The 25,941-nt window shown below is 38.2% G+C and carries 32 protein-coding genes and 1 other annotated feature (1 of these 33 only partly in view); of the genes, 22 read left to right on the top strand and 10 right to left on the bottom strand.

Annotated features, from left to right (window positions below; translation table 11 throughout):
- Positions 1 to 237 (top strand) — a binding site (T-box leader); it begins 28 nt to the left of the window's first position.
- 35 nt (positions 238 to 272) lie between these two features.
- Positions 273 to 1,931 carry a methionine--tRNA ligase gene (gene metG / locus Q1B03_RS01890; protein WP_299739566.1) on the top strand — a complete coding sequence of 553 codons (1,659 nt, stop codon included), beginning with the start codon at positions 273 to 275 and terminating at the stop codon, positions 1,929 to 1,931.
- A gap of 18 nt (positions 1,932 to 1,949) precedes the next feature.
- Positions 1,950 to 2,438, top strand: coding sequence for a metallophosphoesterase (locus Q1B03_RS01885; protein WP_299737579.1), 489 nt, complete (start codon positions 1,950 to 1,952; stop codon positions 2,436 to 2,438).
- Positions 2,439 to 2,491: 53 nt separating this feature from the next.
- Here the strand turns inward: Q1B03_RS01885 and Q1B03_RS01880 are convergent, their stop codons facing one another.
- Together Q1B03_RS01880 and Q1B03_RS01875 are read right to left on the bottom strand one after the other, a co-directional pair.
- On the bottom strand, positions 2,492 to 3,316 hold the full coding sequence (locus tag Q1B03_RS01880) for a GNAT family N-acetyltransferase (protein WP_299737578.1): 825 nt from the start codon (positions 3,314 to 3,316) through the stop codon (positions 2,492 to 2,494).
- A 119-nt stretch (positions 3,317 to 3,435) separates the two neighbouring features.
- Complete coding sequence (locus Q1B03_RS01875) at positions 3,436 to 4,497, bottom strand: DUF3900 domain-containing protein (RefSeq protein ID WP_299737576.1); 1,062 nt, start codon at positions 4,495 to 4,497, stop codon at positions 3,436 to 3,438.
- Positions 4,498 to 4,654: 157 nt separating this feature from the next.
- Between Q1B03_RS01875 and Q1B03_RS01870 the strand changes: the two genes are divergently transcribed.
- The 3 genes from Q1B03_RS01870 to Q1B03_RS01860 all read left to right on the top strand — a co-directional run bounded on the left by Q1B03_RS01870 (position 4,655) and on the right by Q1B03_RS01860 (position 7,899).
- Positions 4,655 to 5,638 (top strand): cation diffusion facilitator family transporter, encoded by a 984-nt coding sequence (locus tag Q1B03_RS01870; RefSeq protein WP_299737574.1) that lies wholly within the window; start codon positions 4,655 to 4,657, stop codon positions 5,636 to 5,638.
- A 225-nt stretch (positions 5,639 to 5,863) separates the two neighbouring features.
- Positions 5,864 to 6,481 carry a CoA pyrophosphatase gene (locus tag Q1B03_RS01865; RefSeq protein ID WP_299737572.1) on the top strand — a complete coding sequence of 206 codons (618 nt, stop codon included), beginning with the start codon at positions 5,864 to 5,866 and terminating at the stop codon, positions 6,479 to 6,481.
- 968 nt (positions 6,482 to 7,449) lie between these two features.
- Positions 7,450 to 7,899 carry a hypothetical protein gene (locus tag Q1B03_RS01860; RefSeq protein ID WP_299737570.1) on the top strand — a complete coding sequence of 150 codons (450 nt, stop codon included), beginning with the start codon at positions 7,450 to 7,452 and terminating at the stop codon, positions 7,897 to 7,899.
- 33 nt (positions 7,900 to 7,932) lie between these two features.
- Here the strand turns inward: Q1B03_RS01860 and Q1B03_RS01855 are convergent, their stop codons facing one another.
- Positions 7,933 to 8,181: a DUF2164 domain-containing protein gene (locus Q1B03_RS01855; protein WP_299737568.1), complete on the bottom strand. Its 249-nt coding sequence runs from the start codon at positions 8,179 to 8,181 to the stop codon at positions 7,933 to 7,935.
- 232 nt (positions 8,182 to 8,413) lie between these two features.
- Between Q1B03_RS01855 and mscL the strand changes: the two genes are divergently transcribed.
- From mscL to Q1B03_RS01835, 4 genes are all read left to right on the top strand, one after another.
- Positions 8,414 to 8,797 carry a large conductance mechanosensitive channel protein MscL gene (mscL, locus tag Q1B03_RS01850; RefSeq protein WP_299737566.1) on the top strand — a complete coding sequence of 128 codons (384 nt, stop codon included), beginning with the start codon at positions 8,414 to 8,416 and terminating at the stop codon, positions 8,795 to 8,797.
- An 82-nt stretch (positions 8,798 to 8,879) separates the two neighbouring features.
- On the top strand, positions 8,880 to 9,434 hold the full coding sequence (locus Q1B03_RS01845; RefSeq protein ID WP_299737564.1) for a DinB family protein: 555 nt from the start codon (positions 8,880 to 8,882) through the stop codon (positions 9,432 to 9,434).
- A 186-nt stretch (positions 9,435 to 9,620) separates the two neighbouring features.
- Positions 9,621 to 9,818 carry a cold-shock protein CspD gene (gene cspD, locus Q1B03_RS01840; RefSeq protein ID WP_032088076.1) on the top strand — a complete coding sequence of 66 codons (198 nt, stop codon included), beginning with the start codon at positions 9,621 to 9,623 and terminating at the stop codon, positions 9,816 to 9,818.
- 173 nt (positions 9,819 to 9,991) lie between these two features.
- Positions 9,992 to 10,207: a hypothetical protein gene (locus Q1B03_RS01835; RefSeq protein WP_299737551.1), complete on the top strand. Its 216-nt coding sequence runs from the start codon at positions 9,992 to 9,994 to the stop codon at positions 10,205 to 10,207.
- A 248-nt stretch (positions 10,208 to 10,455) separates the two neighbouring features.
- Here the strand turns inward: Q1B03_RS01835 and Q1B03_RS01830 are convergent, their stop codons facing one another.
- Positions 10,456 to 10,584: a hypothetical protein gene (locus tag Q1B03_RS01830; protein ID WP_299737548.1), complete on the bottom strand. Its 129-nt coding sequence runs from the start codon at positions 10,582 to 10,584 to the stop codon at positions 10,456 to 10,458.
- Positions 10,585 to 10,840: 256 nt separating this feature from the next.
- Here Q1B03_RS01830 and Q1B03_RS01825 point away from each other — a divergent pair, with 256 nt between their 5' ends.
- From Q1B03_RS01825 to Q1B03_RS01815, 3 genes are all read left to right on the top strand, one after another.
- Positions 10,841 to 12,346: a BCCT family transporter gene (locus tag Q1B03_RS01825; RefSeq protein ID WP_299737546.1), complete on the top strand. Its 1,506-nt coding sequence runs from the start codon at positions 10,841 to 10,843 to the stop codon at positions 12,344 to 12,346.
- A gap of 165 nt (positions 12,347 to 12,511) precedes the next feature.
- Positions 12,512 to 13,213, top strand: coding sequence for a peptidase E (locus Q1B03_RS01820; protein ID WP_299737544.1), 702 nt, complete (start codon positions 12,512 to 12,514; stop codon positions 13,211 to 13,213).
- Positions 13,214 to 13,243: 30 nt separating this feature from the next.
- A complete protein-coding gene (locus tag Q1B03_RS01815) occupies positions 13,244 to 13,684 on the top strand; it encodes a GNAT family N-acetyltransferase (protein ID WP_299737542.1) in 441 nt (146 codons plus the stop codon).
- 122 nt (positions 13,685 to 13,806) lie between these two features.
- On the opposite strand, the gene Q1B03_RS01810 is transcribed toward Q1B03_RS01815, so the two are convergent.
- Complete coding sequence (locus Q1B03_RS01810) at positions 13,807 to 14,898, bottom strand: AI-2E family transporter (RefSeq protein WP_299737541.1); 1,092 nt, start codon at positions 14,896 to 14,898, stop codon at positions 13,807 to 13,809.
- Between the two features lie 97 nt (positions 14,899 to 14,995).
- On the opposite strand from Q1B03_RS01810, the gene Q1B03_RS01805 reads away from it, so the two are divergent.
- The 4 genes from Q1B03_RS01805 to Q1B03_RS01790 all read left to right on the top strand — a co-directional run bounded on the left by Q1B03_RS01805 (position 14,996) and on the right by Q1B03_RS01790 (position 19,576).
- Positions 14,996 to 15,778, top strand: coding sequence for a DNA polymerase beta superfamily protein (locus tag Q1B03_RS01805; RefSeq protein WP_299737539.1), 783 nt, complete (start codon positions 14,996 to 14,998; stop codon positions 15,776 to 15,778).
- A 75-nt stretch (positions 15,779 to 15,853) separates the two neighbouring features.
- Positions 15,854 to 17,377 carry a spore germination protein gene (locus Q1B03_RS01800; protein WP_299737536.1) on the top strand — a complete coding sequence of 508 codons (1,524 nt, stop codon included), beginning with the start codon at positions 15,854 to 15,856 and terminating at the stop codon, positions 17,375 to 17,377.
- The gene (locus tag Q1B03_RS01795) at positions 17,361 to 18,473 is read left to right on the top strand and encodes a GerAB/ArcD/ProY family transporter (RefSeq protein ID WP_299737533.1); all 1,113 of its coding nucleotides are present in this window, start codon (positions 17,361 to 17,363) and stop codon (positions 18,471 to 18,473) included. Before Q1B03_RS01800 ends, Q1B03_RS01795 begins: the two co-directional genes overlap by 17 nt.
- On the top strand, positions 18,470 to 19,576 hold the full coding sequence (locus Q1B03_RS01790; RefSeq protein WP_299737531.1) for a Ger(x)C family spore germination protein: 1,107 nt from the start codon (positions 18,470 to 18,472) through the stop codon (positions 19,574 to 19,576). The genes Q1B03_RS01795 and Q1B03_RS01790 overlap by 4 nt, the downstream gene beginning before the upstream one ends.
- Positions 19,577 to 19,653: 77 nt before the next feature.
- On the opposite strand, the gene Q1B03_RS01785 is transcribed toward Q1B03_RS01790, so the two are convergent.
- The 3 genes from Q1B03_RS01785 to Q1B03_RS01775 are packed head-to-tail and all read right to left on the bottom strand — an operon-like array spanning position 19,654 to position 20,919.
- Positions 19,654 to 19,968: a multidrug efflux SMR transporter gene (locus tag Q1B03_RS01785; protein WP_299737529.1), complete on the bottom strand. Its 315-nt coding sequence runs from the start codon at positions 19,966 to 19,968 to the stop codon at positions 19,654 to 19,656.
- Complete coding sequence (locus tag Q1B03_RS01780; RefSeq protein ID WP_299737528.1) at positions 19,968 to 20,312, bottom strand: multidrug efflux SMR transporter; 345 nt, start codon at positions 20,310 to 20,312, stop codon at positions 19,968 to 19,970. Before Q1B03_RS01780 ends, Q1B03_RS01785 begins: the two co-directional genes overlap by 1 nt.
- Before the next feature lie 4 nt (positions 20,313 to 20,316).
- Entirely contained in the window at positions 20,317 to 20,919 is a 603-nt protein-coding gene (locus tag Q1B03_RS01775) for a TetR/AcrR family transcriptional regulator (RefSeq protein ID WP_299737526.1), read from the bottom strand.
- A 168-nt stretch (positions 20,920 to 21,087) separates the two neighbouring features.
- Between Q1B03_RS01775 and Q1B03_RS01770 the strand changes: the two genes are divergently transcribed.
- The 5 genes from Q1B03_RS01770 to Q1B03_RS01750 all read left to right on the top strand — a co-directional run bounded on the left by Q1B03_RS01770 (position 21,088) and on the right by Q1B03_RS01750 (position 23,290).
- Positions 21,088 to 21,417 (top strand): hypothetical protein, encoded by a 330-nt coding sequence (locus Q1B03_RS01770; protein ID WP_299737524.1) that lies wholly within the window; start codon positions 21,088 to 21,090, stop codon positions 21,415 to 21,417.
- 73 nt (positions 21,418 to 21,490) lie between these two features.
- Positions 21,491 to 21,856: an aminoacyl-tRNA hydrolase gene (locus Q1B03_RS01765; protein WP_299737522.1), complete on the top strand. Its 366-nt coding sequence runs from the start codon at positions 21,491 to 21,493 to the stop codon at positions 21,854 to 21,856.
- A gap of 22 nt (positions 21,857 to 21,878) precedes the next feature.
- The gene (locus Q1B03_RS01760; protein ID WP_299737520.1) at positions 21,879 to 22,223 is read left to right on the top strand and encodes a VOC family protein; all 345 of its coding nucleotides are present in this window, start codon (positions 21,879 to 21,881) and stop codon (positions 22,221 to 22,223) included.
- Positions 22,224 to 22,274: 51 nt separating this feature from the next.
- On the top strand, positions 22,275 to 22,754 hold the full coding sequence (locus Q1B03_RS01755) for an NUDIX hydrolase (protein ID WP_299737518.1): 480 nt from the start codon (positions 22,275 to 22,277) through the stop codon (positions 22,752 to 22,754).
- Between the two features lie 38 nt (positions 22,755 to 22,792).
- On the top strand, positions 22,793 to 23,290 hold the full coding sequence (locus tag Q1B03_RS01750; RefSeq protein WP_299737516.1) for a DUF402 domain-containing protein: 498 nt from the start codon (positions 22,793 to 22,795) through the stop codon (positions 23,288 to 23,290).
- A 373-nt stretch (positions 23,291 to 23,663) separates the two neighbouring features.
- On the opposite strand, the gene Q1B03_RS01745 is transcribed toward Q1B03_RS01750, so the two are convergent.
- Together Q1B03_RS01745 and Q1B03_RS01740 are read right to left on the bottom strand one after the other, a co-directional pair.
- Complete coding sequence (locus Q1B03_RS01745) at positions 23,664 to 23,855, bottom strand: hypothetical protein (RefSeq protein ID WP_044336725.1); 192 nt, start codon at positions 23,853 to 23,855, stop codon at positions 23,664 to 23,666.
- 746 nt (positions 23,856 to 24,601) lie between these two features.
- The gene (locus tag Q1B03_RS01740) at positions 24,602 to 24,799 is read right to left on the bottom strand and encodes a hypothetical protein (RefSeq protein ID WP_299737512.1); all 198 of its coding nucleotides are present in this window, start codon (positions 24,797 to 24,799) and stop codon (positions 24,602 to 24,604) included.
- 608 nt (positions 24,800 to 25,407) lie between these two features.
- On the opposite strand from Q1B03_RS01740, the gene Q1B03_RS01735 reads away from it, so the two are divergent.
- Positions 25,408 to 25,902, top strand: coding sequence for a hypothetical protein (locus Q1B03_RS01735; protein WP_299737510.1), 495 nt, complete (start codon positions 25,408 to 25,410; stop codon positions 25,900 to 25,902).
- The last annotated feature ends 39 nt before the right edge of the window (positions 25,903 to 25,941 follow it).

Below are 25,941 nucleotides of genomic sequence, written 5' to 3'. Positions count from 1 at the left end.
GATGAGTCCTTTATCAGAGAGCTTCGGTAGCTGAAAAGAAGCAGGGTAACTCGTTATGGAAAATGGTCTCGGAGCATTCTACTCGAACCGTTTTGGTGTAGGGTAGGACGGGAGTGGGCATCCGTTATCCATGTCACGGTATAAGAGCTTTTTTATGCTCCGTACTTGCTGAGATAGACTTGTGTGAGCAAGCTATAAACTAAGGTGGTACCACGAGTTCAGCCCCTCGTCCTTAGATGTCGATCGATATCTAAGGACGAGGGGTTTTTTATATTGTTCAGGAGGAGGAAAAGGTCATGACTATATTTATTGGTGGCGCTTGGCCATACGCGAATGGGTCGTTACATTTAGGTCACATCGCAGCCCTATTGCCAGGGGACATAATTGCACGGTATTACCGACTAAAAGGAGAGGATGTTCTCTACGTGTCAGGAAGTGACTGTAATGGGACCCCCATTGGTATTAGGGCCAGACAGGAAGGAACAAGTATTGAAGAGGTCGCGAATCGATATCACAACGAATTCCTGGAGTGTTTCCACGCCTTAGGTTTTAGCTATGATGAGTATACAAGAACTGATCACTCACATCATCATGAAGAAGTTCGAAGCATCTTTACCACCCTTTATCAACGGGGCTGGCTTTATGAAAAAGAAGTGGAGCAAACGTATTGTGAGCATGATCATCAATTTCTGCCTGATCGGTTTGTGGAAGGAGTCTGTCCCGTTTGTGGTTCGAGGGCAAGAGGTGATCAGTGTGATCAATGCTCGACGGTTTTAGACCCTACTGATTTAATGGATAAAACCTGCAAGCTCTGTGGTCATGAACCGGTGCTGAAAACGACAAAGCATTTATATTTCTCCCTTTCTAAATTGCAGGAGCCTCTTCAACAATTACTGATGGATAACGGCACAGGGTGGAGAGATAATGCCCTTCAGCTCACAAAACGCTATTTAAAGGAAGGCTTGCATGACCGGCCGGTGACAAGGGATTTAGAGAATGGTGTGCAAGTCCCGATTCAAGGTTTTCAAGATAAGAAAATATATGTTTGGATAGAAGCAGTGAGTGGCTACTTGAGTGCTTCAAAAAAGTGGGCGAGGGAGCATCAGCGTGAGTGGAGGGACTTTTGGCAGGAGGAAACCACGTCCTATTATGTTCATGGAAAAGATAATATCCCTTTTCATAGTATTATCTGGCCGGCCATTCTTATAGGAATTGGCGAAAGGAATCTACCTGACTATATTGTTTCAAATGAATACTTGACGCTTGAGAAAAAGAAAATTTCAACGAGTGGGAATTGGGCTGTTTGGGTGAAGGATCTCCTAAACGAGTATCATCCAGATTCCATTCGGTATTTTCTCACCATTAATGCACCGGAAAAGAGAGATGCAGATTTCTCCTGGAGAGAATTCATTTATAGTCATAACAGTGAACTGCTGGGAGCTCTGGGGAATCTGGTTCAACGCACGTTAAAATTTTATGGGAAAGAATTTGGTCATAACGTTTCGCTTTCTAGTGTACCTAATGTTGTTAAGGATAAAATAGAAGAAACATTTTATTCTGTTGGCCAATCGATTGAGGACGGTAACACTCGACAGGGAATTGAAATAGCATTCGAATTCATTCGATGGTCGAATAAGCGTTTTGATGAATTGAAACCGTGGAATGTATTAAAAGAGGATAGGGAAAAAGGAAGAAAGATATTAGAGGAATTCCTGTACCTATTATGTAATTTAAGGAATCTCATTCAACCGTTCCTCCCCTTCACTTCTTCAAAATTAACTGGTCAACTGGGGTTGAGCGGGCAATCCGTATGGGCGCCGGTAGGTTTGCCGATAGAAATCGGCATTGAAGCGACAACACCATTGTTTAACCGAATTGACCTTGATCAAATTGAGATAGAACGGAAACAATTGAAAGAAAAAGCACAGTGAAGCCAAAAGGAGTATGAGATGAAGATTATAGTTGTGTCCGATACCCACATGCCTAAAAAAAGGAGAGGGCTTCCGGAAATTCTGAAGGAAGATCTCAGGAAAAATGATTTAATCATCCATGCCGGAGACTTTCAAACATTCGATGTTTATAAAGAGTTTATGGAGTACGGAGAACTGATTGCCGTTGTCGGAAATGTCGACAATGCAGATCTTCGGGCTCTTCTTCCCCAAAAAAGAATCATCCAGAAACAAGGACTGAAAATCGGCGTGGTGCACGGAGACGGGAAGGGGAAAACTACGGAGAAAAGAGCTCTTGAAGCGTTCGAATCTGATGAGGTAGACTTGATCGTCTTTGGTCATTCACATATCCCATACTCCCGCTATATGAAAGGGAGACTGTTGTTTAATCCTGGTTCTCCCACGGATAAACGAAAACTTCCTTACTTCTCCCATGGTGTTTTGACCATTGAAGATACGTGGAAAATAGAACATAAATTTTACCGCTAAAAAAGCACAGGGGTCTGAACCTCTGTGCTTTACTCGTTAATATGGCTTATATCTTATAAAGAAAACTGGTAGTAATCCTGATTATAGAAGGTTTGAAAACCACTTGATTCATAAAGCTTAAGTGCATTCCTGTTTGTAGCAGCTACATCCAGGTAAATATCGCTGGTCCACTGGGATTCCTTCATCACGACTTGAGACAGGGCATTTCTACCGATGCCTTTTCCCTGATGGGAGGGATGGATAGCAAATCCATAAATAAAGCTTCGATTGTCCACTCGTTGGATTCTAATCTTCCCTACGGTTGCTCCATTATAGACAATCATTAAATTGCCTTCCCCTGATTCTTCAAGCAATCTCTTGGTATAGGATTCAGCATCAGACCTTACAACATGAAAGCATTTTTCATCAAGGTCAATGATTGTTTCTAAATCCTTTTCAGAAGCATTCCGTAATTGAAGATCAGTGTTGTTTAGGGACAAGGTTTTATTATTCCACTTCATTTCATATTCTGTAAAATCATAAGAGGCTTTTATTTTTTCAATAAATTCCTTCCCAGATGCCGAAGAACCGGGAGAATTCAGTAAGAGTTTTTGAACAGACCGTGACCTTAGTGATTGGATGGCTTCCTGGAATAGTTCTCTAAATAGTTGTTGTTTACGGTAATCCGGGTGAATCATCCCACATAATTCATAAGTTTCTCCAAAGCCGTACAACCCTAAAAACCCAATCAGTTGCTCCTCTTTGTAAAGAAGAAAATCATCCAGGCTGTTTGTTCGGTTTTTAAGCATATCCCAGTTCAGTTTTAATTTTATCTCTTCGTGCTTTTCGCAGACGATCTGCAGGCTTTTAATGTCTTGAAGCTGTTTTGAAGTAAGCATGTTTCATCCCCAATTATTCATAATGTAAAGAATTCACTTACTAAATTTTATGAAAATTCCTTCATTTAGACAAGAGGGTTTTTAAAAAAGAGCCATGTATTTTAAAATATGGCCCCTTCTTATTCTTTTTCTTGTATTCGCTGAATCACTTCATGCAACTCATCCGGCTTTAAAAATTCAAGAGGTGAGAAGCCTTTTTCAAACATGACGGACTCGCTTTCGATCATCAGTACATATCGACCGTTCACTTTCGCCAGATGAATGCTATCACCAAAGTCGGAAAGAAGAGCTTTAACAGAGACATGATCAAGTTTCACCTTCAGTTCGACTTCTGGTGACTGCTCGACGATTTGGGAGGTGGCTTCTACCACTTGTTCAGTTGTGAACCTTTCCTGAAGCTCACGCTTTGGACTGATTGCCCATTCTTCCACCGCTTCTTCAAATTCAACCCGTTCGTCGCTTTCTTCAGCATACGTTTCGGAAATATGTTCCTTCACCATCCCGTACACTTGGGATTTCACGATTTCCGGCATTGACTTTTCATATTCCACCCATTTTAAGAAATCTTCAAAGTATCTGGCGTGTGATGCTTGATGGATTTTGATTTCGGCAGAGTCCATCATGCCTTCCTCAGGCATATAGGGGTATTGGATGGATTTCATGTTTTTCGTCGTAATCGCCATTTCGACATTGTGAATCAGAGTCGCTTCATCGGTTATGGTGGCAACCTTTGGTTCAAAATCACATTTCATGATGAACACAAAAGGATCGTCGAAGAATTTCGTCAGCTTGGCTGTGGCAACGAGGAAAGCACCACCGCGGATAGCACTTGCTTCTATGTACATTTGAACGATTTGATCACAGGCTTCTCGAAAGTCCTCTTTGTTTTCTGCAAACCGGGTGCGGTGAAATAAATTATAATTTGGATTGGAAGTCAGTTCATGACCCGGTTCCACTACAAAGCGTCCAATTTTGGTTGGAGCAGATTCAGACTTTGAATGTCGATCTACCTTCCGTTTTACAATCTTGGTTAGTTCCCCATCTAAAAAATTTTTTAACGGGCTCTCCTCATATTCGGCTCCGGTTAATGTTTGAAAATGCTTATGTCGTTTATCGGCTTCTTCCCCTTTGCCCTCTACCTGTATTAAGTAAAAGGAAAGGTTTTGAATAGTAAAATCCATGTTTTGTTCTCCTGACCTAAATAGATTCGTTTTACATGTAATCATCTATACATTCATTGTTACAGTATAGAAAAGCTGAAAAGGTTCGTCAATTGGCTTATGAAAGTTCTTTCTGGTGAGATACTACTTGTTAAGTATTAAGTATAGGTGGTGTGAAATGTTGGGGGATCAATCATTTTTTTCATTAGTGAAGAAAGGAAACAAGTCATCGTTTTTCGCTATGGTGGGGAACGGAATTCTGGCGATTGCAAAGGGGATAGCCTACTTCATCAGTGGAAGTGGAGCAATGTTTGCCTCGGCGATGCATTCCTTAGCTGATGCAGTGAACCAAGGCTTTGTATTTATAGGAAGTGTTCTTTCAGAAAAACAACCAACGGAGAAATTCCCGACAGGATTTGGAAGAGTCATCAATCTTTTCTGCATGGTTGCGGTTATCGTTGTTTCCATCATGGCCTATGAAACCATAAGAGAAGGGATTCATTTACTAAAACATCCCGCTCTGGTAAAGGGCATTTGGCTGAATGTGTCGGTATTACTATTGAATATCCTTATCGATGGTGCCATTCTCTATAAAGTAATGAGGGAAATCGGACAGGAAGCAAGAGCTGAAAGCACGGGGTTGGGAATTTTCTCAGGAGCGTTTAAAAACGTAAAGCGTGCTTCACCACCGACAAGGCTCGTTTTTTATGAGGATTTGGTCGCTGTTTCAGGGGCTATCTTAGCTCTGATTGCCGTATTGGTGTCCTATTTCTCTGCCTATCAGCTACTGGATGGGATCGTCACCATTGTGATTGGTTTCCTCATGGTTGGAGTCGCCTTCAGAGTCGGTTATGACAACATGGTCGGTCTGATAGGAGTGGCTGCTCCAAAGGAAGTCGAGGACCGAATCGCAAGTGCGATCTTTGAGCACGAAGCAGTAATCGATATCTACAAACTAAGGATCACTCAGGAAGGTCGATACTATCATGTTGAATCGTATCTTGAACTGAAAAGAGGATTACCCCTTTCGGAAGCAGATGATATTAAATTCTCTGTTCAAGAAAAATTGATGAGTGATCCGGATATTGCGGACGTAACGTTGGGGATCATCGAAGACGATGGAATTCAGGGATGGAAAGGAAATAATTCGGAGAAACAATAAGAAACAAAGCATCCTGCCGATAAGTTCAGCAGGATGTTTATTTTTTTGGATTTGAGGCAATGAATTAAGATCGGGACAGATGATCTCCAATTGGAAAAACAGCTTCTAAGAGTTAGTGTTATGGATAGATAGCCAAGTGGGGAAACGTATAGTTTGGTCTTGCTACTTGTTCATACTATAATAAAGAAAATCATAGAATAGATTATCTAAACAAGGGGGGATAGTATGGATGTGAATGAGATACTGCAGCTATTCAAAGAAAGAACACCGAAAGTACTTGGAAGTGAAACATTTTCTGAATATGCTATTCTACTTCCTTTGATTGAGGTTAACGGCCAAACGCATGTTTTATTTGAAGTTCGTTCCTTAAATATGAGAAGACAACCAGGGGAAATTTGTTTTCCCGGGGGGCGGATCGATCGAAGTGATTCAGATGAGAAATCGGCAGCTATTCGTGAGACATCAGAAGAACTGGGGATTCATACGGATACCATTACGGATGTGTATCCACTCGATTATATCGTGTCTCCTTTTGGGACGATCATTTATCCATTTGTAGGTAAGATAAATGTATCCTTGAAAGAATTAAAACCGAATCAAGCTGAGGTGGAAGAAATCTTTACTACACCATTAACCTATCTTCAGGAAAAGGAACCGGACTTGTATAATATCAAGTTCAAGATGGAGCCGGAAGAGAGCTTTCCTTTCAAACGAATCCCGGGTGGAGAAAATTACAACTGGCAAGCAAGAAATATGAAAGAACATTTTTACTACTATGAAGACAAGGTCATATGGGGGCTGACAGCCAGAGTTCTTCATCATTTTGTGAAACTTCTTTCGTGAATAGTCTGATCAATAAGCTGTAATCTAAAACTATCTAAAAGTAGAAGTAGAAAAAAAATCAACCACTACTCGCTTTTTCAAAAGCAACAAAGTTTACGAGAACAGCATTTTTCTAAAAAGAAATTCTACAATTACCCATACGGATTGACATTCGTTTTCAATTAATACTTTTTTCGATAGGGCAACATGTCGGAGAAAGTATTTTTGTTTGTAAATATGTAGCAAATTGAAGTGTTTGTAATGGTTTAAATGGAGGTAAAGACAAGTAAGCAAAAGATGATGAAAAGAAGGAGAGGGGAAATAACTATGATTATTCGTGCTAAGTGCTGGAGAATGTTAAGTGTACAGGAAAAATTGTTTATCCTTAAAGCTGTCTGTAATAAGCATCTCAAAAAGTAATGAATAGGAATTCTTTTTATGCTATTTATTGAAAATTCAAATTCCCTTATGCTCGTGAAGTCATCAAGCCGATGTATATAACTGAATTCTATCCCGTTCATCTAAGATTCCTTTGCTCCTCTATTAGTAATGATTGATCTATCAATATCTTAACAATTGTCCGGTTGTATTATTGGAGGTATTCGATTGGTGGTAAGATCAAACAGAAATAATGAAGATACAACAAAGCTATATCAATAATCAGTACACTCTGTGTAGTATAAATAAGAGTGGACTTGGCGACTTTGATCCAGCCACCAAGTGATTTTTCGTTTTATTATTAAAAAATGGATAGCTATGTCCTTTCACTACCGGCCTTCAAGTTTCTTGGAGAATATATATCTAACCTCAATACGTCCCCTGAGACTTCTATTTCAATTATACATTTTACATAAAGTCCCCTATTATTATATTCCATTTCTCTTTCATGAAAAATTAGGACGAAAAGTGCCGGAAACAATTGTTTCTGGCACTTTTCATTTAACATTTGGTAAAATAATTGTGTACATACATATAAGGAGGACACTTTAGTGAAAGGATCAAAAGTAGTAATCATAGCCGGAATACTTATGGCCGTTCTATTGAGTGCATGTAACCGGAATGCTGCTGAAATGGTCGTGAATGGTGGAGTGACAATAGATGAAAAGGCCAATACGATTACATTAACAGGAGTACTAACAGACAAAGCACTTGAACCGAATACTCCATTTCAAACCCGTTTCTTCCTACAGGGAACCACGATAAAAAACGCCCTGGGAACCGATCTGATTTATACAGATGAGGAGTTAAAGAGCCGTAAACAGGGAGAATCACCAAAAGAGTTTGAGGTTAAGAAAACAGTAGACATAAAAAAACCGGAAGAGATCGATAAGCTGATAAGTGAAATAAAGGATAAAGACAGAGAAGCCGTAACGATTGAGGTAGTTAATGATAACGGTCGAATTGATGAACGCGTTCTTCATAAGGTAAAAAAGGAGTAGGATTGTAATGTCCTGCTCCTTTTTATATATTGATTATCTAGTATTGATCGGTCTTTTTAAAGCATACAAATCATCTTCGAAAAGAAGCATCTTATCCATCAATACATCTTTAGAATCCATTACTCCTTGATTATAGAGGTAGGGTCCAATCTCTTTCATAAAGAAATCAAACCAATTTTCAGCACCTAAATCCCCGATTTCATCCCCGGTCTGCTCATAATAAAACGTCTGAATCCGTTCAATCATTGCGTCTTTCTGTTCTTTTGGTATCTTCGTAAACATGATAAGTTTTCCTCCTATTGTTTCTTTCCATCGTAACATAAGCGGAAAGATGACAGGTATGAATCCGCGACATCGTGGGATCTCTTCATTACATGGTAGGAGGGCCAATAGTGAAAGACTAGTTTAGCAGAAAGAAATCTATTACATCATATAAATTTGTATAATTGTGGCAAACTAACTCCTGACAGGAAAAGTTCCTGTACATTTATATATAAACAAAAGGAGAATGCGAATGTGGCAGGAGTTTAAAAAGTTTGCCGTAAAAGGAAATGTTATAGATCTTGCAGTGGCGGTCATTATAGGTGCTGCTTTTGGTAAAATAGTCAAATCCCTGGTGGATGACATCATCATGCCCCTTCTTGGTATATTACTTGGCGGCATCAGCTTTACGAACTTAAAAGTTACAGTAGGAGATGCAGTCATTACATATGGCGTGTTCCTGCAAAACGTAGTGGATTTCTTCCTCATAGCCCTCGTCATATTCTTTATTATACGGCTATATAAGAAAATGGAACGCAAAGAAGAGGTCAAAGCGGAAGTGAAGGTCGATCAGAAGGAAGAGCTGCTTAAAGAGATACGTGATTTATTGAAGGATCCCCAGCGCTGTCCTAAATAAATGAATAATCGACAAAATAAACAAGGAGATTCCCATTATTTATCCAATATATAGTAATAGAAGAATAAGAGGGGGAGAAACAATGGAAATCAACTCAATGTATTTAATTAAAGAAAAAAATGGAATGAAGAAAGACTTTTCTTTACTCCTTTCAATGATGGATTATGCACGTTTCACTTCTATAAGAGAAGTGGAGGACTTACCGGTGGAAATGCTTGACTACCGATGTCACGATGAAGCAAATTCAATCGGGATGCTTCTTGCCCATTTTGATGCAGTTGAAAAAATATATCAGGTGCTTACTTTCGAAAATTTAAGTGATGATGAAATCGAGGAATACGCAATGACATTGGAACCTGCCTTAAGCTTAGGCAGTAATTCAGCCGAATTGATTAATGGAAATAGAGTCGACTTTTACCTTGAGAACTTGCAGATGACCAGGAACAAAACGGTGGATCAGTTCAAACAACTGGATGAGGATTGGCTATATGAAGAAACGGACTGGTGGTATGGTGAAAAAGGAAATAACTTCTTTAAATGGTTTCATGTATTTGAAGATGAAATCAATCATAGGGGACAAATACGTATGATCAAAAAACTCTATGCAAAAGAACACAATATTTCAAAGGTGGACTAAATCCTTGTTCGCATTTTACAAAAAGACCCATTCAAATTCTTGAGTTTTGCATGAGATTCTGTTATAGTAAAGATAGTTATTTTTGTTCGGTTAATATGCATGATTGAAGAACATTCGTCTTGAATCTTAATCAGAGCAGGAATATAAATATTTTTATGTGCAACTGCACTAGGAGGTACTTGTTTTATGTTACAAGGTAAAGTTAAATGGTTTAACGCTGAAAAAGGTTTCGGTTTCATCGAAGTTGAAGGTCAAGACGATGTTTTCGTTCACTTCTCTGCTATCCAAGGTGAAGGATACAAATCATTAGAAGAAGGTCAAGACGTTACATTTGAAATCGTTGAAGGTGCTCGTGGACCACAAGCAGCTAACGTTCAAAAGTAATTCAATTGAAAAAACTCCAAACAGAGTACGTCAGCTGACGTACTCTGTTTTTTTGCGCCTGCATACATTCAGTGGATACTCGACTCTTATCAGTAGTCCCCTATGCTGGTCTTTCCCAAATAACTCTGGTAATGTACAGTTAAACGATATTTAATATACTGGAGTGCTGAATTGTGTGGAAAAACGCTAAGAAATTTTTTGTTTTTATTGGAGTTTTTATAGGAAGTAACATCATTTTAAGTCTTCTTGCTGGTCTGATACTAACAAATTTGTATCATGGCAATGGATATATTGGGTCTCCCGTTATTGGAACCTTACTAAATGTTGCAGCCGCAATACTTGCGGTTTTTGTTGCGTACAAACCGTTTAAAAAGAAAAATCAGGCTTAACCTGGCAGAAGGCATCCTGTCAATCCCTCCCTTCATATAACGAATATTTTACACCTTACTTCTGTATATGTGCACACTTAATGCCAGCAAGAATAAGCTAATCACACTAACCTTTCCGGAACAATCCGGGGAGGTTTTTCTATGCTCAAGATGAAGTGATTCATAGAATTAAGGCGCGGACCTAATAGAAAGAGACTAGTCAGTCTTGACTAGTCTCTTGGTAAGTATTTAATTGTGTCACTATGATATTATTTATTTTGTTGGTTTTGGTTTTGTTGTTTAGCAGCTTTTCTAGCTCTTTCAGCAGCGTTTTGCTCTTGAGCAAATTCTGCTTCATTTTTTTGTTGTTGTGGTTTTTTATTGTTGTTGTTAGTCATGTTTATCACCTCCGTCTACTATAATGTGCCCCGAAATGAAATAAAGATACATGAAAAATCAATATAAAAGTGGGAATTTTACATATGCAGATTTAGAGTGAGGGACGGACCTTGAAAAGGTCCGTCCCTCACTTTCCAGTTACTTACTAGTTTAGCTCTTGGAAATGGGGGGTAATAATAAGTTTGTGCATTTATTTTCTTTACATACCTATTTCTACATGCTAGAGCTACATCTACGAATTAAGGGGGAAGTCATTTGAAAAATTTCACACCAATGTTTTGGATTGCGATTACAATCGGCATCATTTTTGTGGCTTGGGGGGTTATTTTTCCTCAGGCATTGATTGATATCATGACCAATACTCAAGGAGTTCTTCTAGACAAATTTGGCTGGTTTTATCAATTTTCAGCTTCATTCTTTTTCCTCATCGCGATCTTCTTTGCATTTAGTAAATATGGAAAGATTCGATTAGGGAGGGACACTGACAGGCCAGAATATTCCACATTGACATGGTTTGCTATGCTCTTTAGTGCAGGAATGGGAATCGGATTGCTTTTTTATGGGGTCTCGGAACCAGTTTCTCATTATTCCACGCCACCATATGGGGAAGGTGGGACCATTGAATCCGCTAAAATCGGATTACGCTATACATATCTTCATTGGGGATTCCATGCCTGGGCCATTTATGCGGTCGTAGCATTGGCCCTTGCCTATTATAAATTCAGGAAGGACATGCCAGGACTTATGAGTGCCACGTTATATCCTGTCATTGGAGATAGAGTGAAAGGTCCCATAGGGTATTTTGTTGATATTGTCGCTGTGTTTGCCACGATTTTCGGTGTGGCGATTTCACTTGGGATTGGTGCACAACAAATTAACAGTGGACTCAATTACCTAATGGGAACCCCGATTGACTTTAAAGTCCAGTTGATCATCATGGGAGTAGCAACGGTGCTATTTATTACTTCTGCTGCTTCTGGTTTATCAAAAGGAATTAAATATTTGAGCAATGCCAATATGGTATTGGCGGTCTTGTTATTCATTGTCTTTCTCATCGCAGGTCCTACGCAATTTGTCCTGGAATTGTTTTTGACCACTTTTGGGAGCTACGTTCAAAATCTGCCTAGTATGGGGTTACGCTTTTCACCCTTTAATGTGGAGAATAATCAATGGGTGAAGGATTGGACGATTTTTTATTGGGCATGGTGGATCTCATGGACACCGTTCGTGGGAACTTTCATTGCGAGGGTGTCAAAAGGAAGGACTGTGCGGGAGTTCATAATCGCCGTCATCATTGTGCCTACAATCGTATGTTCTCTATGGTTTGGTGTATTCGGTGGAACAGGTTTATATTACGACTTTGTTCAAGGTGTAGATGTAGCGGGTCAAAGTTTGGAGACGGCACTATTCTATGTGTATGATCAAATGCCTCTAAGTGGTGTGCTATCGATTATTTCCCTAATCTTGATCATTACTTTCTTTGTGACGTCCGCCGACTCCGCAACATTTGTACTGGGGATGCAAACGTCTAATGGAAGTTTGAACCCTCCATTTTTTGTGAAGTTCAGCTGGGGGATCGTACTAGCTGCCATTGCGGCAATCTTGATGGGGACTGGCGGCATCAGCGGATTGCAAGCCGCCACCATCATCACAGCCTTACCATTAGGCATTATCTTATTTGTCATGACATATGGATTAATTCTTTCATTCCAAAAAGAAATGAAAATGAAAAAGAAAAAAACGTCAGGTGTTGGTAAGTGATTTTATTAACAGGATAAGAAGTAAGCGAAGACCCTCTATTTCGTATAGAGGGTCTTTCGATAGGATTTTTTTCTTGATTTAAAAAAATGTACGCTAAGTTCAATGATTTTGATAGGATTAAGTTACTTATCGAAAAATTTTGAATAGAGGGAGAGTGTGAATTCAATGAAACAGATTATCGCAATGGGTGGAGGAGGATTTTCGATGGAGCCTGAGAACCTGCTTTTAGATCAATATATTTTAAATCAGGCTGGGGAATCAAATCCAAAGGTTTGTTTTTTGCCTACGGCCAGTGGAGATGCTGAAGGGTATATAGAGCGATTTTACAATGCTTTTCACTCGCTTCCGTGTGAGCCTTCCCATTTATCACTATTCAAATTGCCAACCAAAGATTTAGAGAGATTCTTTCTTGATAAGGACATTATCTATGTGGGTGGAGGCAATACAAAGAGTATGCTTGCTCTATGGAGAGAGTGGAAGATTGATTCGATCCTCAAGAAAGCTTGGGAATCAGGGACGGTTCTTGCAGGTTTGAGCGCAGGCTCGATTTGTTGGTTTGAAGAAGGAATTACTGATTCCTATGGAGAAGACTTAGAAACGATTAAAGGATTGGGTTTCGTAAAGGGAAGTCATTCCCCGCATTATGATGGTGAAGAAAAACGGCGTCCCCTTTATCATTCGTTTATTGATAAGGGGAAACTACAAGCCGGCTATGGAGTGGATGATGGTGCCGCTTTGCATTTTAAGGATGAAAGTCTTTACAAAGTAGTGAGTTCAAGAGTCCAAGCTTCCGCCTATTGGGTTGAAAAGAGAGAGGGTGATATGTATGAAACGGTTTTATCGACAGAATATCTGAAAAGATTATAAAAAAAACCGGGTTTAAAATGGAGGGGAAAAATGATGATTCACATTCGTTTTATTTCAGCTACTGATACATATAGGATCAGACAACAGATCTTAAGGCCAACTCAATCGATAGAGGAGTGTCAGTATGAAGGGGATTTAGCCCAAAGTTCCTTTCACATAGGTGCTTTCGATGAAGACGTACTGATCAGTATTGCTTCCTATTATCAGGAAGCACTAAAGGATTTGAACGGAAATCTGCCTTACCGTTTAAGAGGAATGGCCACCCTTCCAGATTATAGAGGGAAAGGCGTTGGAAAGGAGCTCATTGCATACAGTGAAGATGTTCTAAAAGGAAAAGGGTGTGAAATGTGGTGGTGCAATGCCAGAATTTCAGCTGGTCCATATTATGAGAAATTGGGCTTAACTCAATTGGGGGAAGTATTTGAAATAGAACCAATCGGGCCTCATGTGATTATGTATAAACAGATGTGATCGTTGGAGTAGGGAAACATGGAAAATGACATAACTGCACTTTCAGATTCTTCCGATTCAACAACCACGTTTAAATCACTTCAAAAATAAACAACCGGGCAAGCCCGGTTGTCTCTTTATTTTCATTCTTGAATCGCAGATCTTCTCAGTTTAATGAACTTCACTAAATTTAATACTATGGTTTTTGTTACAGCGTAAAAAGGAACGGCTAAGATCATTCCAAGAATACCCGCTAAGTTTCCTGCCACCAGCAATAGAATGATAATCGTCGCTGGATGAGTATCCAGACGCTTTCCTAAAATAAGGGGTGAAAGGAGGTTCCCTTCTATTTGCTGAGCGATTGTTACAACCACCACGACCAATATGGCCTTAGTCGGGGAATCGAACAAGGCTACTATAATAGCCGGCGCAGCACCGATAAACGGTCCGATAAAAGGAATGATATTGGTGACTGCACCTATTAATGCCATAACCAAAGCATATGGCAGACCAATGATCAAATACCCGATAAAAGTAAGGGTCCCTACAAATGAAGCAACCGTTAATTGTCCTTGTATGTAGGCAGCAAGTGTATCACTCGTATCCTTTAACGTGTTGATTCCTTCTTCCCGGTAGGCAGGAGGAAGGAATTTTGAAATGGCCTTAGGAAATTTATGGCCGTCTTTAAACATAAAGAATAGTAGAAAAGGTACGGTTACAATCAGTATCGTAATACTGGTCAGAACACTGACTAATCCTTTAAGTGCAGTGGTGATATTATCCGGTAATGTATTGGCGAAATCCACTAACTGATTTTCCACATCTTTAAGTGATACGTAATCTTGACTCATCATCCATTTGAATTGTTGAGTTTCAGATAAGTATTCGATAAAATTCCTCGTTTGTCTTGCATACTCAGGAAGTTCATTGAACAGCCCTGTTATTTGCTTTGAGAGAATAGGAGCGATATTTCCTATAATTAACACCATCACACCAACGATAGCAGCGTAAAGCACGATAATGGCGATGGTTCTCGGCAGTCTTGCTTTCTCCAGGAGATTGACTAATGGATTTAATAAAAAATACAGAAATCCTGAAATGATAATGGGGAAAAATAATGTTGAAGCAAATACGACAATCGGTTCAAATAAAAATGAAATCTTAGTTGAAACATAAATAATGGTAAGAATAATAAGAATTTGTAAGCTCCACGAATACATCTTTTTCTTGGTCAAGCTATTCACCTCTACCTATCGACTTGTTTGTGTGAATAAGTATATCAAAAACAGAAAGGAAAACCCTACTAATATATAAAGGGAAGGAGAATTATTTTTGAGAAGGATCATATTAGACGATCTTAGGTGTATAGAAAGAGAAGAGGAGATTAAGATATTGTATGCTGTCGAAGCTGGAAGTCGAGCATGGGGGTATCATATAGATGACAGCGATTATGATGTCCGGTTTATATATATACGAGAGACAACCGCGTATCTAAATCTTCAACAGACAAAGGACGTAATTGTAAAATCTACACACCATGCCATTGAATTCGGGGGATGGGACCTGAGTAAAGCTCTCAAACTTCTTCGTAAATCAAACCCATCTCTATTGGAGTGGTTAACAGATGAAAATGTGTATATTGAGCACCCGACCATAGAAAAAATCAGGAAGCTGCGAGATCAGACTTTTTCTCCAGACCGCTGTTTAATTCATTACTATCACATGACAAAACGCAATATGGAGAAATGTTTGAAGGATGATCCAAACGGTACGAAGAAATGGATGACCATCATCAGGCCGTGGCTTGCTTGTAAGTGGATTATGAAGTATCAAACGTTTCCACCAAATGGGATCAACCAAATGATTGACCACCTTAATATGTATGAAGATATAAAGAATACGATTATTTCCATGGTGACCTCAAGAGTTAAAGGGAAAGAGGCCCATCACCTAAAGCATATGGAAGAGTATCTAAAAGAAGATTTACTAAAAATGGACCGAGCTCTGGAGAATTTACATAGCGATCACTCCTATCAATGGGGAGGTATAAATGAAACATTCATATCCATATTAGAAGAGGTATGGGGTATGCAAATAGACGGGAAGAAACGTTAATACGAGCCATGGGCATGCATAATGGCACCTTCTTTGGGAAGCATAGAAAAAAAGATTCTTACTGAAGGTGCTAATATGAGTTCGTTTAATAAAAGGAAAAGAAGAATACCAAAACAGCTGCTTTCAGAAAAAGAAGAAGTAGTGCCTGAATTTCTCACTTTAGAAGAGAAAATCACTTATTTTCGAAACGGTCTATTTAATACAGATGATCTGAAAATAAGAGAATTAACCTTCAATAGTAAAATATTGACCATTATGTTTATTGATTCTGTCATTGATAATAGGAGCTTACAGACGTATATTATCAAGCCTATATTAGAAAAAGGTTCCGGCGATATATGTGATGTCGTAAGTACTAATAGTATTAAAGAAACATTGTATTTAGATGAGGCACTCAGTGCAATGGTGGATGGACACTGTCTTTTACTTGCGGAAGACAGTGAAATCCTGACCTTTATCAGTATGCCTAAGATTCTTAATAATCGATATGAACCAGTAAATGAAAAGGTGATTAGGGGATCACATCAAGGATTCAGTGAAAATATCACAGAAAATGTGCATCTCATAAGAGAGAGAGTTTCAAATCCGAAATTGACTGTGAAATACTCAAGCATAGGAAAAACAACGAGAACAAAGTACGCTTTAGTTTTTTTATCTCATTTAACAAATCCTGAATTGTTGAAAACGATTGAGAACCGGATCAATTTTGTTCAAACAGATTCGATTCAGTCCCCCGGATACTTTGAGGAATTTTTAGAAGATCATTCATATTCTCCATTTCCTCAGTTTTTAAATACGGAAAGACCGGATCGTGTAGTCGGAAATCTAATGGAAGGCAGAATTGCACTGGTAATGGAAGGAAGCCCTACCGTTTTACTCTTGCCTGTGAATTTTTTTTCCTTCTTTCAAACATCGGAGGACTATAATAATCGGGCATTTATCGGTTCATTTATACGATTCATTCGATTAATCAGTTTTATTGCAACCCTTTGTTTACCCGCATTTTATATTGCCGTCATTTCGTATAATTATGAAATCATTCCAGTCGAAATTATTTTTTCGATTAAAAGCTCCCTTGAATATGTTCCATTTCCTCCATTGATTGAAGCAGCCATTATGCAATTGACCTTGGAATTACTTCGTGAAGCTGCGATACGATTACCGAATCCCATCGCTCAAACCATTGGGGTAGTAGGGGGACTTGTAATTGGGACGGCAGTTGTTGAAGCAAATTTGGTTTCAAATACGATGGTTATCGTAGTTGCGATTACAGCTATATCTTCCTTTGTTATTCCATCTAATGAAATGAGTACTTCCGTTAGAATATTAGGATTTCCGCTAATGATTTTTGCTGCATTATTCGGAGTTCTCGGAATCGTAATCGGGTTGATGTTGCTGTTAATACATATGTCGACGCTCAAATCATTAGGTCAATATTATTTATATCCTGTTGCACCTTTGGATTTCAAGTCACTTAAAGACACCTTTATCCGTGTACCCATTTGGCTGATGAAAGAAAGACCAAAGGATTTGAAGCCGCAGTATAAGTGGAAGACGACGGATCCCCGAGGATGGGAAAAAAATGAAGAATCAGACTAATCTCTCGTCCATACAATTGATGTTATTCATTATTCAAACTCAAATTGGTGTAGGGGTTCTTGGCCTTCCATTCAGCGTATTCTCCATTTCTAAAGGTGATGCTTGGATTTCAGTATTACTGGCCGGTATTGTTGTTCAATTGCTAATAACGACTTTGTGGGTCTTGGGCAGAAGATTCCCCGCTAAGTCACTTTTCCAATACTCAATACAGCTGGTAGGAAAAGCAGGAGGGACATTCATTAATGTTTCCTATGTGTTTTATGGATTGCTTGTAACCAGCCTTATTTTAATGTATTCAACTGCCATCATTAAAACGTGGGTACTTACCCTGACACCCAAATGGATTATAATGTTTCTATTAATGGGAACAGCCATCTATTTAGGGAAGGAATTACTACCTGACATTTGCAATGTGTATGTTGTTGTTTCAGTGCTGATTTTCTTTCTGATCTTGATATCCATCGTTGTATTGATCATTTACCCTGTTGATTGGAGGTATTTGCTTCCAATCGGACAATCAGGTAGGATCAATATTCTCAAAGGGATAAAAGAAGCCTATTTTTCAATGCTTGGTTTTGAATTGCTTTTGTTTCTTTTTCCTTATTTTCAGCATAATGGGGAACGGTCCGTCTTATTCTCAGCATCAATGGCCAATCTCTCTGTGACATTGATCTATACCTTTCTTACCATTGTCAGCCTAATAACGTTCAGTCCAGAGGAATTAGTCATTGTTCCTCAGCCGGTTCTATACTATGTGAAATCCCTGTATTTGCAAGTTGTCGAAAGAATTGATTTGGTGTTTGTTTCACTTTGGGTAGTAAGTGTTATTACTTCTTTAACCAGTTATCTTTTCTTATCGACGGAGGGAATAACCCATTCTTTCATGCGAATCAAGCGCATCAAACGTTCTGTCATAACCATTTTCTTTGGCAGTTTATCTTTTATCATTGCCTTAATTCCCAATAAAGAAGCAGAAATGGAGTTGTACAACAAATGGGTGATTAATACCTCCTATCTCTTCATACTTGTCATTCCATTTCTTTTATTAGGAATTTCTTTTGTTTTCAAGAAAAAGGAAAGAGGAGAGAACGCATGAGGAAAAAGTGCATTTTAGTATCCGTCCTACTTATCATTAACCTTTGTTTGACAGGGTGTTGGGATCAACGATTACTGAAAAACGGAAGGCTCGTTTTCTCCTCTTCTTTTGATATGGTTGATGAGGATACCATAAGAGCGACTGCCATCATTCGTGACTTTAAGGATCGAACCCCTACTAATGTGGTGGTACAAGGTGAGGGGAAAACGATTCGTGAAACAAGAATGAGTATGGATAGGAAAATTTCCGGAGTGTTTGAACCTTCAAAAAACCGGGTGTTTTTATTGGGGGAAGAATTAGCTAAAAAAGATATCTATAAATTTTTAGATATATTCTATCGTGATCCCAATAGCTCCATTTCTGCTAAATTGGCCGTGGTGGAAGGAAATGGGGGAGAGATCCTCACTAAGTTGAGTGAGAAAAATGTGTTGATATCTGAATTTATTATTGAATTACTAACAAGCGCAGAAGTCACTACAGGAGTTCCTAAACAGAATTTACAAACCGTCTGTACCATTATGTTTGATGAAGGAAAAGATTTCGCACTTCCTCTCATTAAAATGAAAAATGGAGAAGTTGTTTTAGATGGAATAGGTATTTTTCATAAGAATTCACTTACGGGTACTCTATCATTTAAAGAATCATCTCTATATCTGCTTATGAATAATCAAAAAGCAAAATCAACTCGGTTTGTTTCAAAAATAGATAATGATAAAAAAATGAGCATTGACAATTATATTACGTACAATGTTTCTAAATCTAAATCAAAGCTTAAAATTGTATCTGACACACCTGAAAATATTCAGGTGGAAATCGACATGAAAATGGATATTTCAATCGCAGAGTACCCTCAGGACAAATTAACTGATAAGAGTGAACTCAAAAGACTGAATAAAGAAATATCAAAGCATTTAACAAAAGATGCTCAAAAAATGATTGAAAAAATTCAAATTGCCAACTCAGATTTATTTGGAATCGGAAGAGAGTTGATTGCTTTTCATCCAAAGACATGGGAAAAAATTAATTGGGAAGAAACATACCCCTCCATTACCATTGTCCCGACTATAAAAGTGGATATTGTAGGACACGGGATTATTAATTAACCAGTACCTTTCATTAATTAAAAAGTGTCCAGCCTTTGAGAGCTCTTTTCCTCAAAGGCTGGACACTTTTAGTTCGGTCATGAAACAATCTTTAATCCAATAATACTTCCAATAATGCATGTTATAAAAAACAACCTCTTCAAATCCTTTGTTTCCTTGAAAAAGATCATCCCGATGATAACCGCTCCTGCAGAACCAATCCCGGTCCAAATTCCATATCCCGTACTCACAGGAATGTCAAGTAGAGAAAGAGACAATAAATAAAAGCTCAGAGCTCCTGCAGCAAAACTTATGATGGAAGGGGCCAGTTTCTTGTAACCTTCAGAGAGCTTCATAAACGTTACCATGACAACCTCCGAAAATCCTGCAAATATGAGAAATATCCATGCCATCAGTATGACCTCCCTGTATGTTGCTCCTCTTTATCACTCATTTTTAGACCGATCACTCCGAAAATGAGTAGTGTGATAAAAGCAACTTTCATGATGCTAATCCCATCATTTAGAAACACCATTCCAACTACAGCAGTACCTGCTGCCCCAATACCGGTGAAGACCGCATATGCAGTTCCAATCGGCAATAATTTCATGGAATTAGAGAAAAAATAAAAACTGATTAAGATTAGAACAGCAGTGACAATACTTGGGACAGGTTTTGTAAATCCCTCTGAAAGGGATAACCCAGTAGCCCAGCCAATCTCCAGTATTCCACCAATAATAACGTATATCCAACCCATGATGCTACACTCCTTTACGACTTGAAATACCTAATTCATAAACCTTCCAAGCCGATTCAATTCGTTGTCTGAAAATTTCTTCAGTATAATAATGATGCTCTAAAAAAACACCATCTACTAAACATAAAAAGGAGGCAATGAATTCATCTTCCTTGATTTCACTGAACAGTTTTTGTTTTTGGCCTTCCTGGTAAATTGATACCAAAATTGCTGTTGTCACCTGTTCAAAATAAATGAATTGTTTTTGAATAAGATCTTTAAAAACTTCTGGGGGAAAGAATGTGACTCTTTTCCATAATAGTGCTTCTTTAGTTGTCACTAATCGTTGACAAAATAAGTCAAAGAGTGTTCTTATATTCGTTAGCGGTTCTTGAGGATCCATTTTTTCTTCTGCGCTCTTATAGGCCGTTACTTCCGACACACTTAAATCCTCAATTACTTCCATAAATAAATCCTCTTTGCTTCGGAAATGGTTGTAGATAGATGGTTTTTTAATGCCCACCGCAGTTGCAATTTCCGTTAACGAGGTATCCTCATACCCTTTTTGACCAAATAAATCCAATGCCACATCTTTGATGAGTTGTTTATTGTCATTCTTCAAATTCATTCACCTTCTTTTTTAACTAACTAACGGTCGTTAGTTTTATTCTATAACCATTTTTAAATAAATGCAAGAAGGGAAAAATAATCCACTTTTCTTCAAAACGATCGAATGTATGTCAGATTCCTTACATATAATCATCTGTTGATTTTATATGGAAGGAAAGGGATACTCATGATGGGCTTAAGGGCTAAATTTGTAATACTCATTATGTTACTTGTTCTTCTGTTGGGGCTCTTTACTCTGAAGCTGGTGGTTATCAGTCTCGAAGATTGGGTAATGATTGAGGAAAAGTATTTTCCGGTGAATAATAGAAAAGGAGCGGAAGGAATTAAATCAGGTGAGATTATAGATGTAAACAGCAGCGATCCGTCATGCTCGATGAAATTTGATAACGGGCACACCTATAAGCTGGATTGTGATCAATATTTAGATTTTAAAATAGGAGAGAAGGTTAAAATAGTTTCTGTTGAAAATGATTATGTGAAACTAAGAAGGAAGTAAATATTACTGAGGTACATTCCTTCGCATGGTAAAATAACAGGTAAATAAATGATAAAAAGGGATGATTAGACAAATGAATAAGCGTGATCTCGTTCAATATTTCATTGTTAATAAGGAACTGAATATGTCTAAAGGAAAAACGGCAGCGCAAGTGGCCCATGCTGCTACTCTTAGTACACTTACGATGATGTCATCTGTTTCACCTTTTCAAAATCGACAAGCAGACTTTGTAGAATGGGTGCAAACAGGTATGAAAAAAATTGTTCTAAAGGGAAAAGCCGGAGAGCTGGAGAAATTAGAGGGTGATGGATATTTCAGTATTCACGATAGCGGGTTAACTGAAATTAAAGAGGGATCTTTAACAGTAGTGGCACTTCCGCCAATGGAAAAGTTTGAAGCAAAAGAGATTGTCGGGCACTTAACACTATTAAAAAACTAGAGTTGAAGAAGGAGGTATTTCATTGTTTTCTAAAGTGGATACAGTCCATATATGTATAAAAGATTTAAAAAAGTCTACCCAATGGTATGTAGAGGTGTTGGGGTTTGAGCAAGTTTTTGATTCGGGAAAGTATGTTGTGTTCCAAATAGGTCAAGGAGGCTCTACTCTAACGGTTCAAGAGGGAGAGGTACGTCCCTCATCCGTCAAGCCGATTCTCTTTTCTGATGCGTTGGAAGAGACTAGGTTAAAGCTTGTGGAAAGGGACGTCAAGGTTGGAGAGATAAAAGAAGATGGAGAGGTTACGTTTTTTGAGTTCTGGGATTTAGATGGAAATGGTTTTGAGGCTTGTCAGTATATAACGGACTAATTCGGTCTGTGTTTCACGTTAGCAGATTCATTTCAGTGAGGAGATTGATCAATGGGTTACATAGAAGCATTAAGGGCAATGGTTGGTACGCGCCCTCTTATTTTAGTCGGATCGGTGGTCATTATTTTGAATGACAGAAAGGAAGTGCTTCTGCAGCAAAGGAGATTTCCGAATGGCTCATGGGGACTGCCTGGTGGATTGATGGAATTGGCAGAATCAACGGAAGAGACGGCGAGAAGAGAAGTGAAGGAAGAGACGAATCTGACATTAGGTAAGTTGAATTTGTTAAACGTATATTCAGGTGCGGATCAATACATTAAAGCTGAAAATGGAGATGAGTTTTATGTAGTCACCACAGCCTACTTTTCAAATGATTACGATGGAGAAATGAAAGCAGAACACTCTGAATCCATTCAACTAAAGTTTTATAATCTAGAAGAATTACCTTCAACGATGGTGAGAAGTCATCTGCGTATGCTTAATGACTTCAAACAACATGAATGCATAGCCAAGGGTGAGAAGTGTTGTTAAAAAGGAAATATGGCACACGAGAGGGATGGTCTCGTATAGTGGAAAGAGAGGTTTCTGTTAAGTACACATCTACTGGTGAACTGGAAGGATATCTCTCCCTTATAAAATTCGACAGGGTAGCTCACCCTCTATATGTACAATATGAGGGTGACTCCATATGTATTGTAGATGATGGCTATTCATGGCTTCAATTCTTTCCTGATCACCGGCATTTTTCTATTACTACTATGTTAAAAGAAGATCAATCAGTTATTCAGTGGTATATCGATATAACGAAAGAAAATGGATATGATTCAACTAGGGGACCCTGGATGGATGATTTGTTTTTGGATCTTATTATTCTTCCAGGAGGGAAACTGATAGAAAAAGATCAACAAGAATTAGAAGAGGCGTATCTTAATAAAATAATCTGTGAAAAGGATTATAGGTTGGCAAAGTCTGAGTTTCATCAATTGATCCATCGAATTAAAAACAATGAATTAAACATAGAGAAATTGACCGAAGAACATTTAACATGTTTCAATAAAATTAAATAAAGGTGTAGGGTGTTTTCTGATGGATTATTATTTTAGGACAATTATAATTTCAGCTCTGATAACTCCTCTTCATAATGATTGGAAGGGGATTTGCAAGACTCCTGCGGAAAAACGGGTGAGAAAATAGCCCGCAGAGAAGCGAGGAGGCTTGGTCGTTCATCCGCGGAAAGGGAGCGGATTCCCTTCCAATCAAGCAGTATTCTAATTGAACAGTGGGACAGCACTCGCTTTAAATCAATAGTAACAATGACTTAGATAACAGTTAATTTAAAAAAGGCTTGGTGGATATTAGAACATTTCAAGATGGAAAAAAAGCTGGTCAGACACTATCTGATCAGCTTTTTTAAATGATTTATTCTATAGAGATAAGCGTTTATTTTAAAGTATCTAGATACGCATAGTATGCGGCTAGTTTTTCATTGTTGTTGGCAGCTTTACCGTTACCCTTTAAAGATTTACCTATTGCGAAAAATTCTTTATGAACAGGTAGAACGTGAACGGTAACAGCTGGACGCCCTCTATGCCTGAAATCCTTAGGTACGTGAAGCATAGAAAATCGTTTCATTGGAATGCCTCCTTTAAGGAGAAAGCTATTCTACCTATCTATTATTATTTAAGTAGAATCAATAGTTTTTTAACCATAACATAGTGCATCATTTTATTCAACTTTCTGATTATTATATACAATTTAATAAAGTTTATGTTGATATAAAAATATTTAAGAGAACCCCCAAAAATTAAATCATTCATTCGTATTCTATGGTAAGAATGGTAATGAGAATTATTGACATTCTGATCTAAAACACAACTTGGGGGGTATTTAAAAGTATGAATATTGATGATGTACTAGAAGATACCGTAGAACTTGGACAAGAGGATATAAATCGCCCAATCTATCGCGTTGACATTGATAAAATTCTAGATTTGACGAGTGATATGTAAGAAACACTTTACTATAAAATGAAAAGGCAAGCCCTTGGGCTTGCCTTTTCATTATGCTCGCATTAATAATAGAATGCTTATGCTTGTCGCCTCTGGTCAAGCCGCCTCCGCTTTTTTTTCATCCAGCTCCGGCGGCTAGAGGCTCGAGGTCATAAGCCAGGACTACCAAAAAGGCAAAGAACGCCTTTCCGGTAGTCCCGTCTTATGCTTGTCGCCTCTGGTCAAGCCGCCTCCGCTTTTGGTTTCATCCAGCTCCGGCGGCTAGAGGCTCGAGGTCATAAGCCAGGACTACCAAAAAGGCAAAGAACGCCTTTCCGGTAGTCCCGTCTTATGCTTGTCGCCTCTGGTCAAGCCGCCTCCGCTTTTGGTTTAGTCATGTCTCTTGTGTTTGTTTAGTAATTCTTTTAGCAGATTAATGATGGTAGCACGTTCGCTTTTGTTAAATGTTTGAGTCCAGCCTGAAATTAGCATATCTTCTTCAGGCGATAAGTCTCGCTGTAAACCGTCAACAAATACTTCTTTTATTTCGTCTTGACCATATTGTGGATTGATAGGTTCATGTCTCATCGAAATACCTCCTTCATACTTCTTTTACATTTTCCCCGTGCAAATTAATCCAAACATCTAAACTCTCTGATCGGGAAAAAATGGTTATGTAATGACGCGGTTAAGGAAAGGATATAGAGAAAAGATAAAGGAGAAATCAATGTCGCTTCCTCTCTTTATTTCCATATTAATCATCCTGATTTATATTGTGATCTTCATGCAAAAAAAGCTTTCATTCACCGCAAATTCCATACAGTTCATGTTGTTATCGATTGTTTCAACGAATTATATTACGATTATGACTAACAAGCTGGAATGGATTAGGGCTTCAGAGGATGTCACTCAATTCATTAGCTTACTGATAAACCGGGAATGTATTTTCCCATTGATTGGAATTATCATGATAAATGGCTACTTGAATTACAGATCAAGAACTCATAAAATCATATTCTTCTTAAGCCTTTTATTTTTTATCACTATTTTGGATGTCCTTCATATTCACTTTAAAACGCTTGATTATCCTCAATGGAGCCTATTAAATACAACCATCATTAACATAATATATTTATTCATTTGTATTGGGATAGGAAAGGGGCTTTATCATATGCAGAAGAAGGAGGGGAAAAATAGTGGACAGAATATATGAAAGATCATTTGATTTAAACGAGTGGTTTATCATCATTAGTCTACTTGCTCTCCTTATAGTAATATGGATTACTCCAAAAATATTCCCATTCCTGGAAGGGCTAAGTTACTTTATTTATGGCATAGCAATAGGGATGTTTTATGACCATACGATCAGTATTCCACCTTGGGATTTTTACGATGTGAATGATAGTTCAGCTTACCAGGCGATCGATTTTATTAGTTATATCATGTATGGTCCTTACAGTTATTTTTTTATATACATCTATAAAAAATTAAAGATAAGAGGGGTCATGAATCTTGCTTATTTATTGGTTTGGACATCTTTTTCTCTTTTGATGGAATGGTTCACGTTAAAGATTGGCTTTTTTCATTTCGATAAAGGATATGAAATGTATTGGTCCATTCCAATATACATGGCGGTTCAAAGTATTCAACTATTATTTCACCATAGAATAAAGAGGGTAACGAATGGATAGAAGTAACAAAAAACCAGAAACCATGCTGCAAATGGCTTC

This window comes from uncultured Rossellomorea sp. (assembly GCF_947488365.1).
Taxonomy (GTDB): Bacteria; Bacillota; Bacilli; order Bacillales; family Bacillaceae_B; genus Rossellomorea.
The sequence above is the reverse complement of the archived record's forward strand: the minus strand, read 5'-3'. Positions and strand labels throughout refer to the sequence as shown.

What these genes read in the sequence shown, in the direction of transcription:
- Q1B03_RS01830 (WP_299737548.1), bottom strand. Translation starts at nt 10,584, where the DNA reads ATGACTAACAACAACAATAAAAAACCACAACAACAAAAAAATGAAGCA.
- Q1B03_RS01740 (WP_299737512.1), bottom strand. Translation starts at nt 24,799, where the DNA reads ATGAGACATGAACCTATCAATCCACAATATGGTCAAGACGAAATAAAA.
- Q1B03_RS01875 (WP_299737576.1), bottom strand. Translation starts at nt 4,497, where the DNA reads ATGGATTTTACTATTCAAAACCTTTCCTTTTACTTAATACAGGTAGAG.
- Q1B03_RS01880 (WP_299737578.1), bottom strand. Translation starts at nt 3,316, where the DNA reads ATGCTTACTTCAAAACAGCTTCAAGACATTAAAAGCCTGCAGATCGTC.
- Q1B03_RS01855 (WP_299737568.1), bottom strand. Translation starts at nt 8,181, where the DNA reads ATGTTTACGAAGATACCAAAAGAACAGAAAGACGCAATGATTGAACGG.
- mscL (WP_299737566.1), top strand. Translation starts at nt 8,414, where the DNA reads ATGTGGCAGGAGTTTAAAAAGTTTGCCGTAAAAGGAAATGTTATAGAT.
- Q1B03_RS01870 (WP_299737574.1), top strand. Translation starts at nt 4,655, where the DNA reads ATGTTGGGGGATCAATCATTTTTTTCATTAGTGAAGAAAGGAAACAAG.
- cspD (WP_032088076.1), top strand. Translation starts at nt 9,621, where the DNA reads ATGTTACAAGGTAAAGTTAAATGGTTTAACGCTGAAAAAGGTTTCGGT.
- Q1B03_RS01780 (WP_299737528.1), bottom strand. Translation starts at nt 20,312, where the DNA reads ATGGGTTGGATATACGTTATTATTGGTGGAATACTGGAGATTGGCTGG.
- Q1B03_RS01795 (WP_299737533.1), top strand. Translation starts at nt 17,361, where the DNA reads ATGAAGAATCAGACTAATCTCTCGTCCATACAATTGATGTTATTCATT.
- Q1B03_RS01845 (WP_299737564.1), top strand. Translation starts at nt 8,880, where the DNA reads ATGGAAATCAACTCAATGTATTTAATTAAAGAAAAAAATGGAATGAAG.
- Q1B03_RS01775 (WP_299737526.1), bottom strand. Translation starts at nt 20,919, where the DNA reads ATGAATTTGAAGAATGACAATAAACAACTCATCAAAGATGTGGCATTG.
- Q1B03_RS01755 (WP_299737518.1), top strand. Translation starts at nt 22,275, where the DNA reads ATGGGTTACATAGAAGCATTAAGGGCAATGGTTGGTACGCGCCCTCTT.
- Q1B03_RS01885 (WP_299737579.1), top strand. Translation starts at nt 1,950, where the DNA reads ATGAAGATTATAGTTGTGTCCGATACCCACATGCCTAAAAAAAGGAGA.
- Q1B03_RS01800 (WP_299737536.1), top strand. Translation starts at nt 15,854, where the DNA reads ATGAGTTCGTTTAATAAAAGGAAAAGAAGAATACCAAAACAGCTGCTT.
- Q1B03_RS01790 (WP_299737531.1), top strand. Translation starts at nt 18,470, where the DNA reads ATGAGGAAAAAGTGCATTTTAGTATCCGTCCTACTTATCATTAACCTT.
- Q1B03_RS01785 (WP_299737529.1), bottom strand. Translation starts at nt 19,968, where the DNA reads ATGGCATGGATATTTCTCATATTTGCAGGATTTTCGGAGGTTGTCATG.
- Q1B03_RS01815 (WP_299737542.1), top strand. Translation starts at nt 13,244, where the DNA reads ATGATGATTCACATTCGTTTTATTTCAGCTACTGATACATATAGGATC.
- Q1B03_RS01820 (WP_299737544.1), top strand. Translation starts at nt 12,512, where the DNA reads ATGAAACAGATTATCGCAATGGGTGGAGGAGGATTTTCGATGGAGCCT.
- Q1B03_RS01770 (WP_299737524.1), top strand. Translation starts at nt 21,088, where the DNA reads ATGATGGGCTTAAGGGCTAAATTTGTAATACTCATTATGTTACTTGTT.
- Q1B03_RS01745 (WP_044336725.1), bottom strand. Translation starts at nt 23,855, where the DNA reads ATGAAACGATTTTCTATGCTTCACGTACCTAAGGATTTCAGGCATAGA.
- Q1B03_RS01865 (WP_299737572.1), top strand. Translation starts at nt 5,864, where the DNA reads ATGGATGTGAATGAGATACTGCAGCTATTCAAAGAAAGAACACCGAAA.
- Q1B03_RS01765 (WP_299737522.1), top strand. Translation starts at nt 21,491, where the DNA reads ATGAATAAGCGTGATCTCGTTCAATATTTCATTGTTAATAAGGAACTG.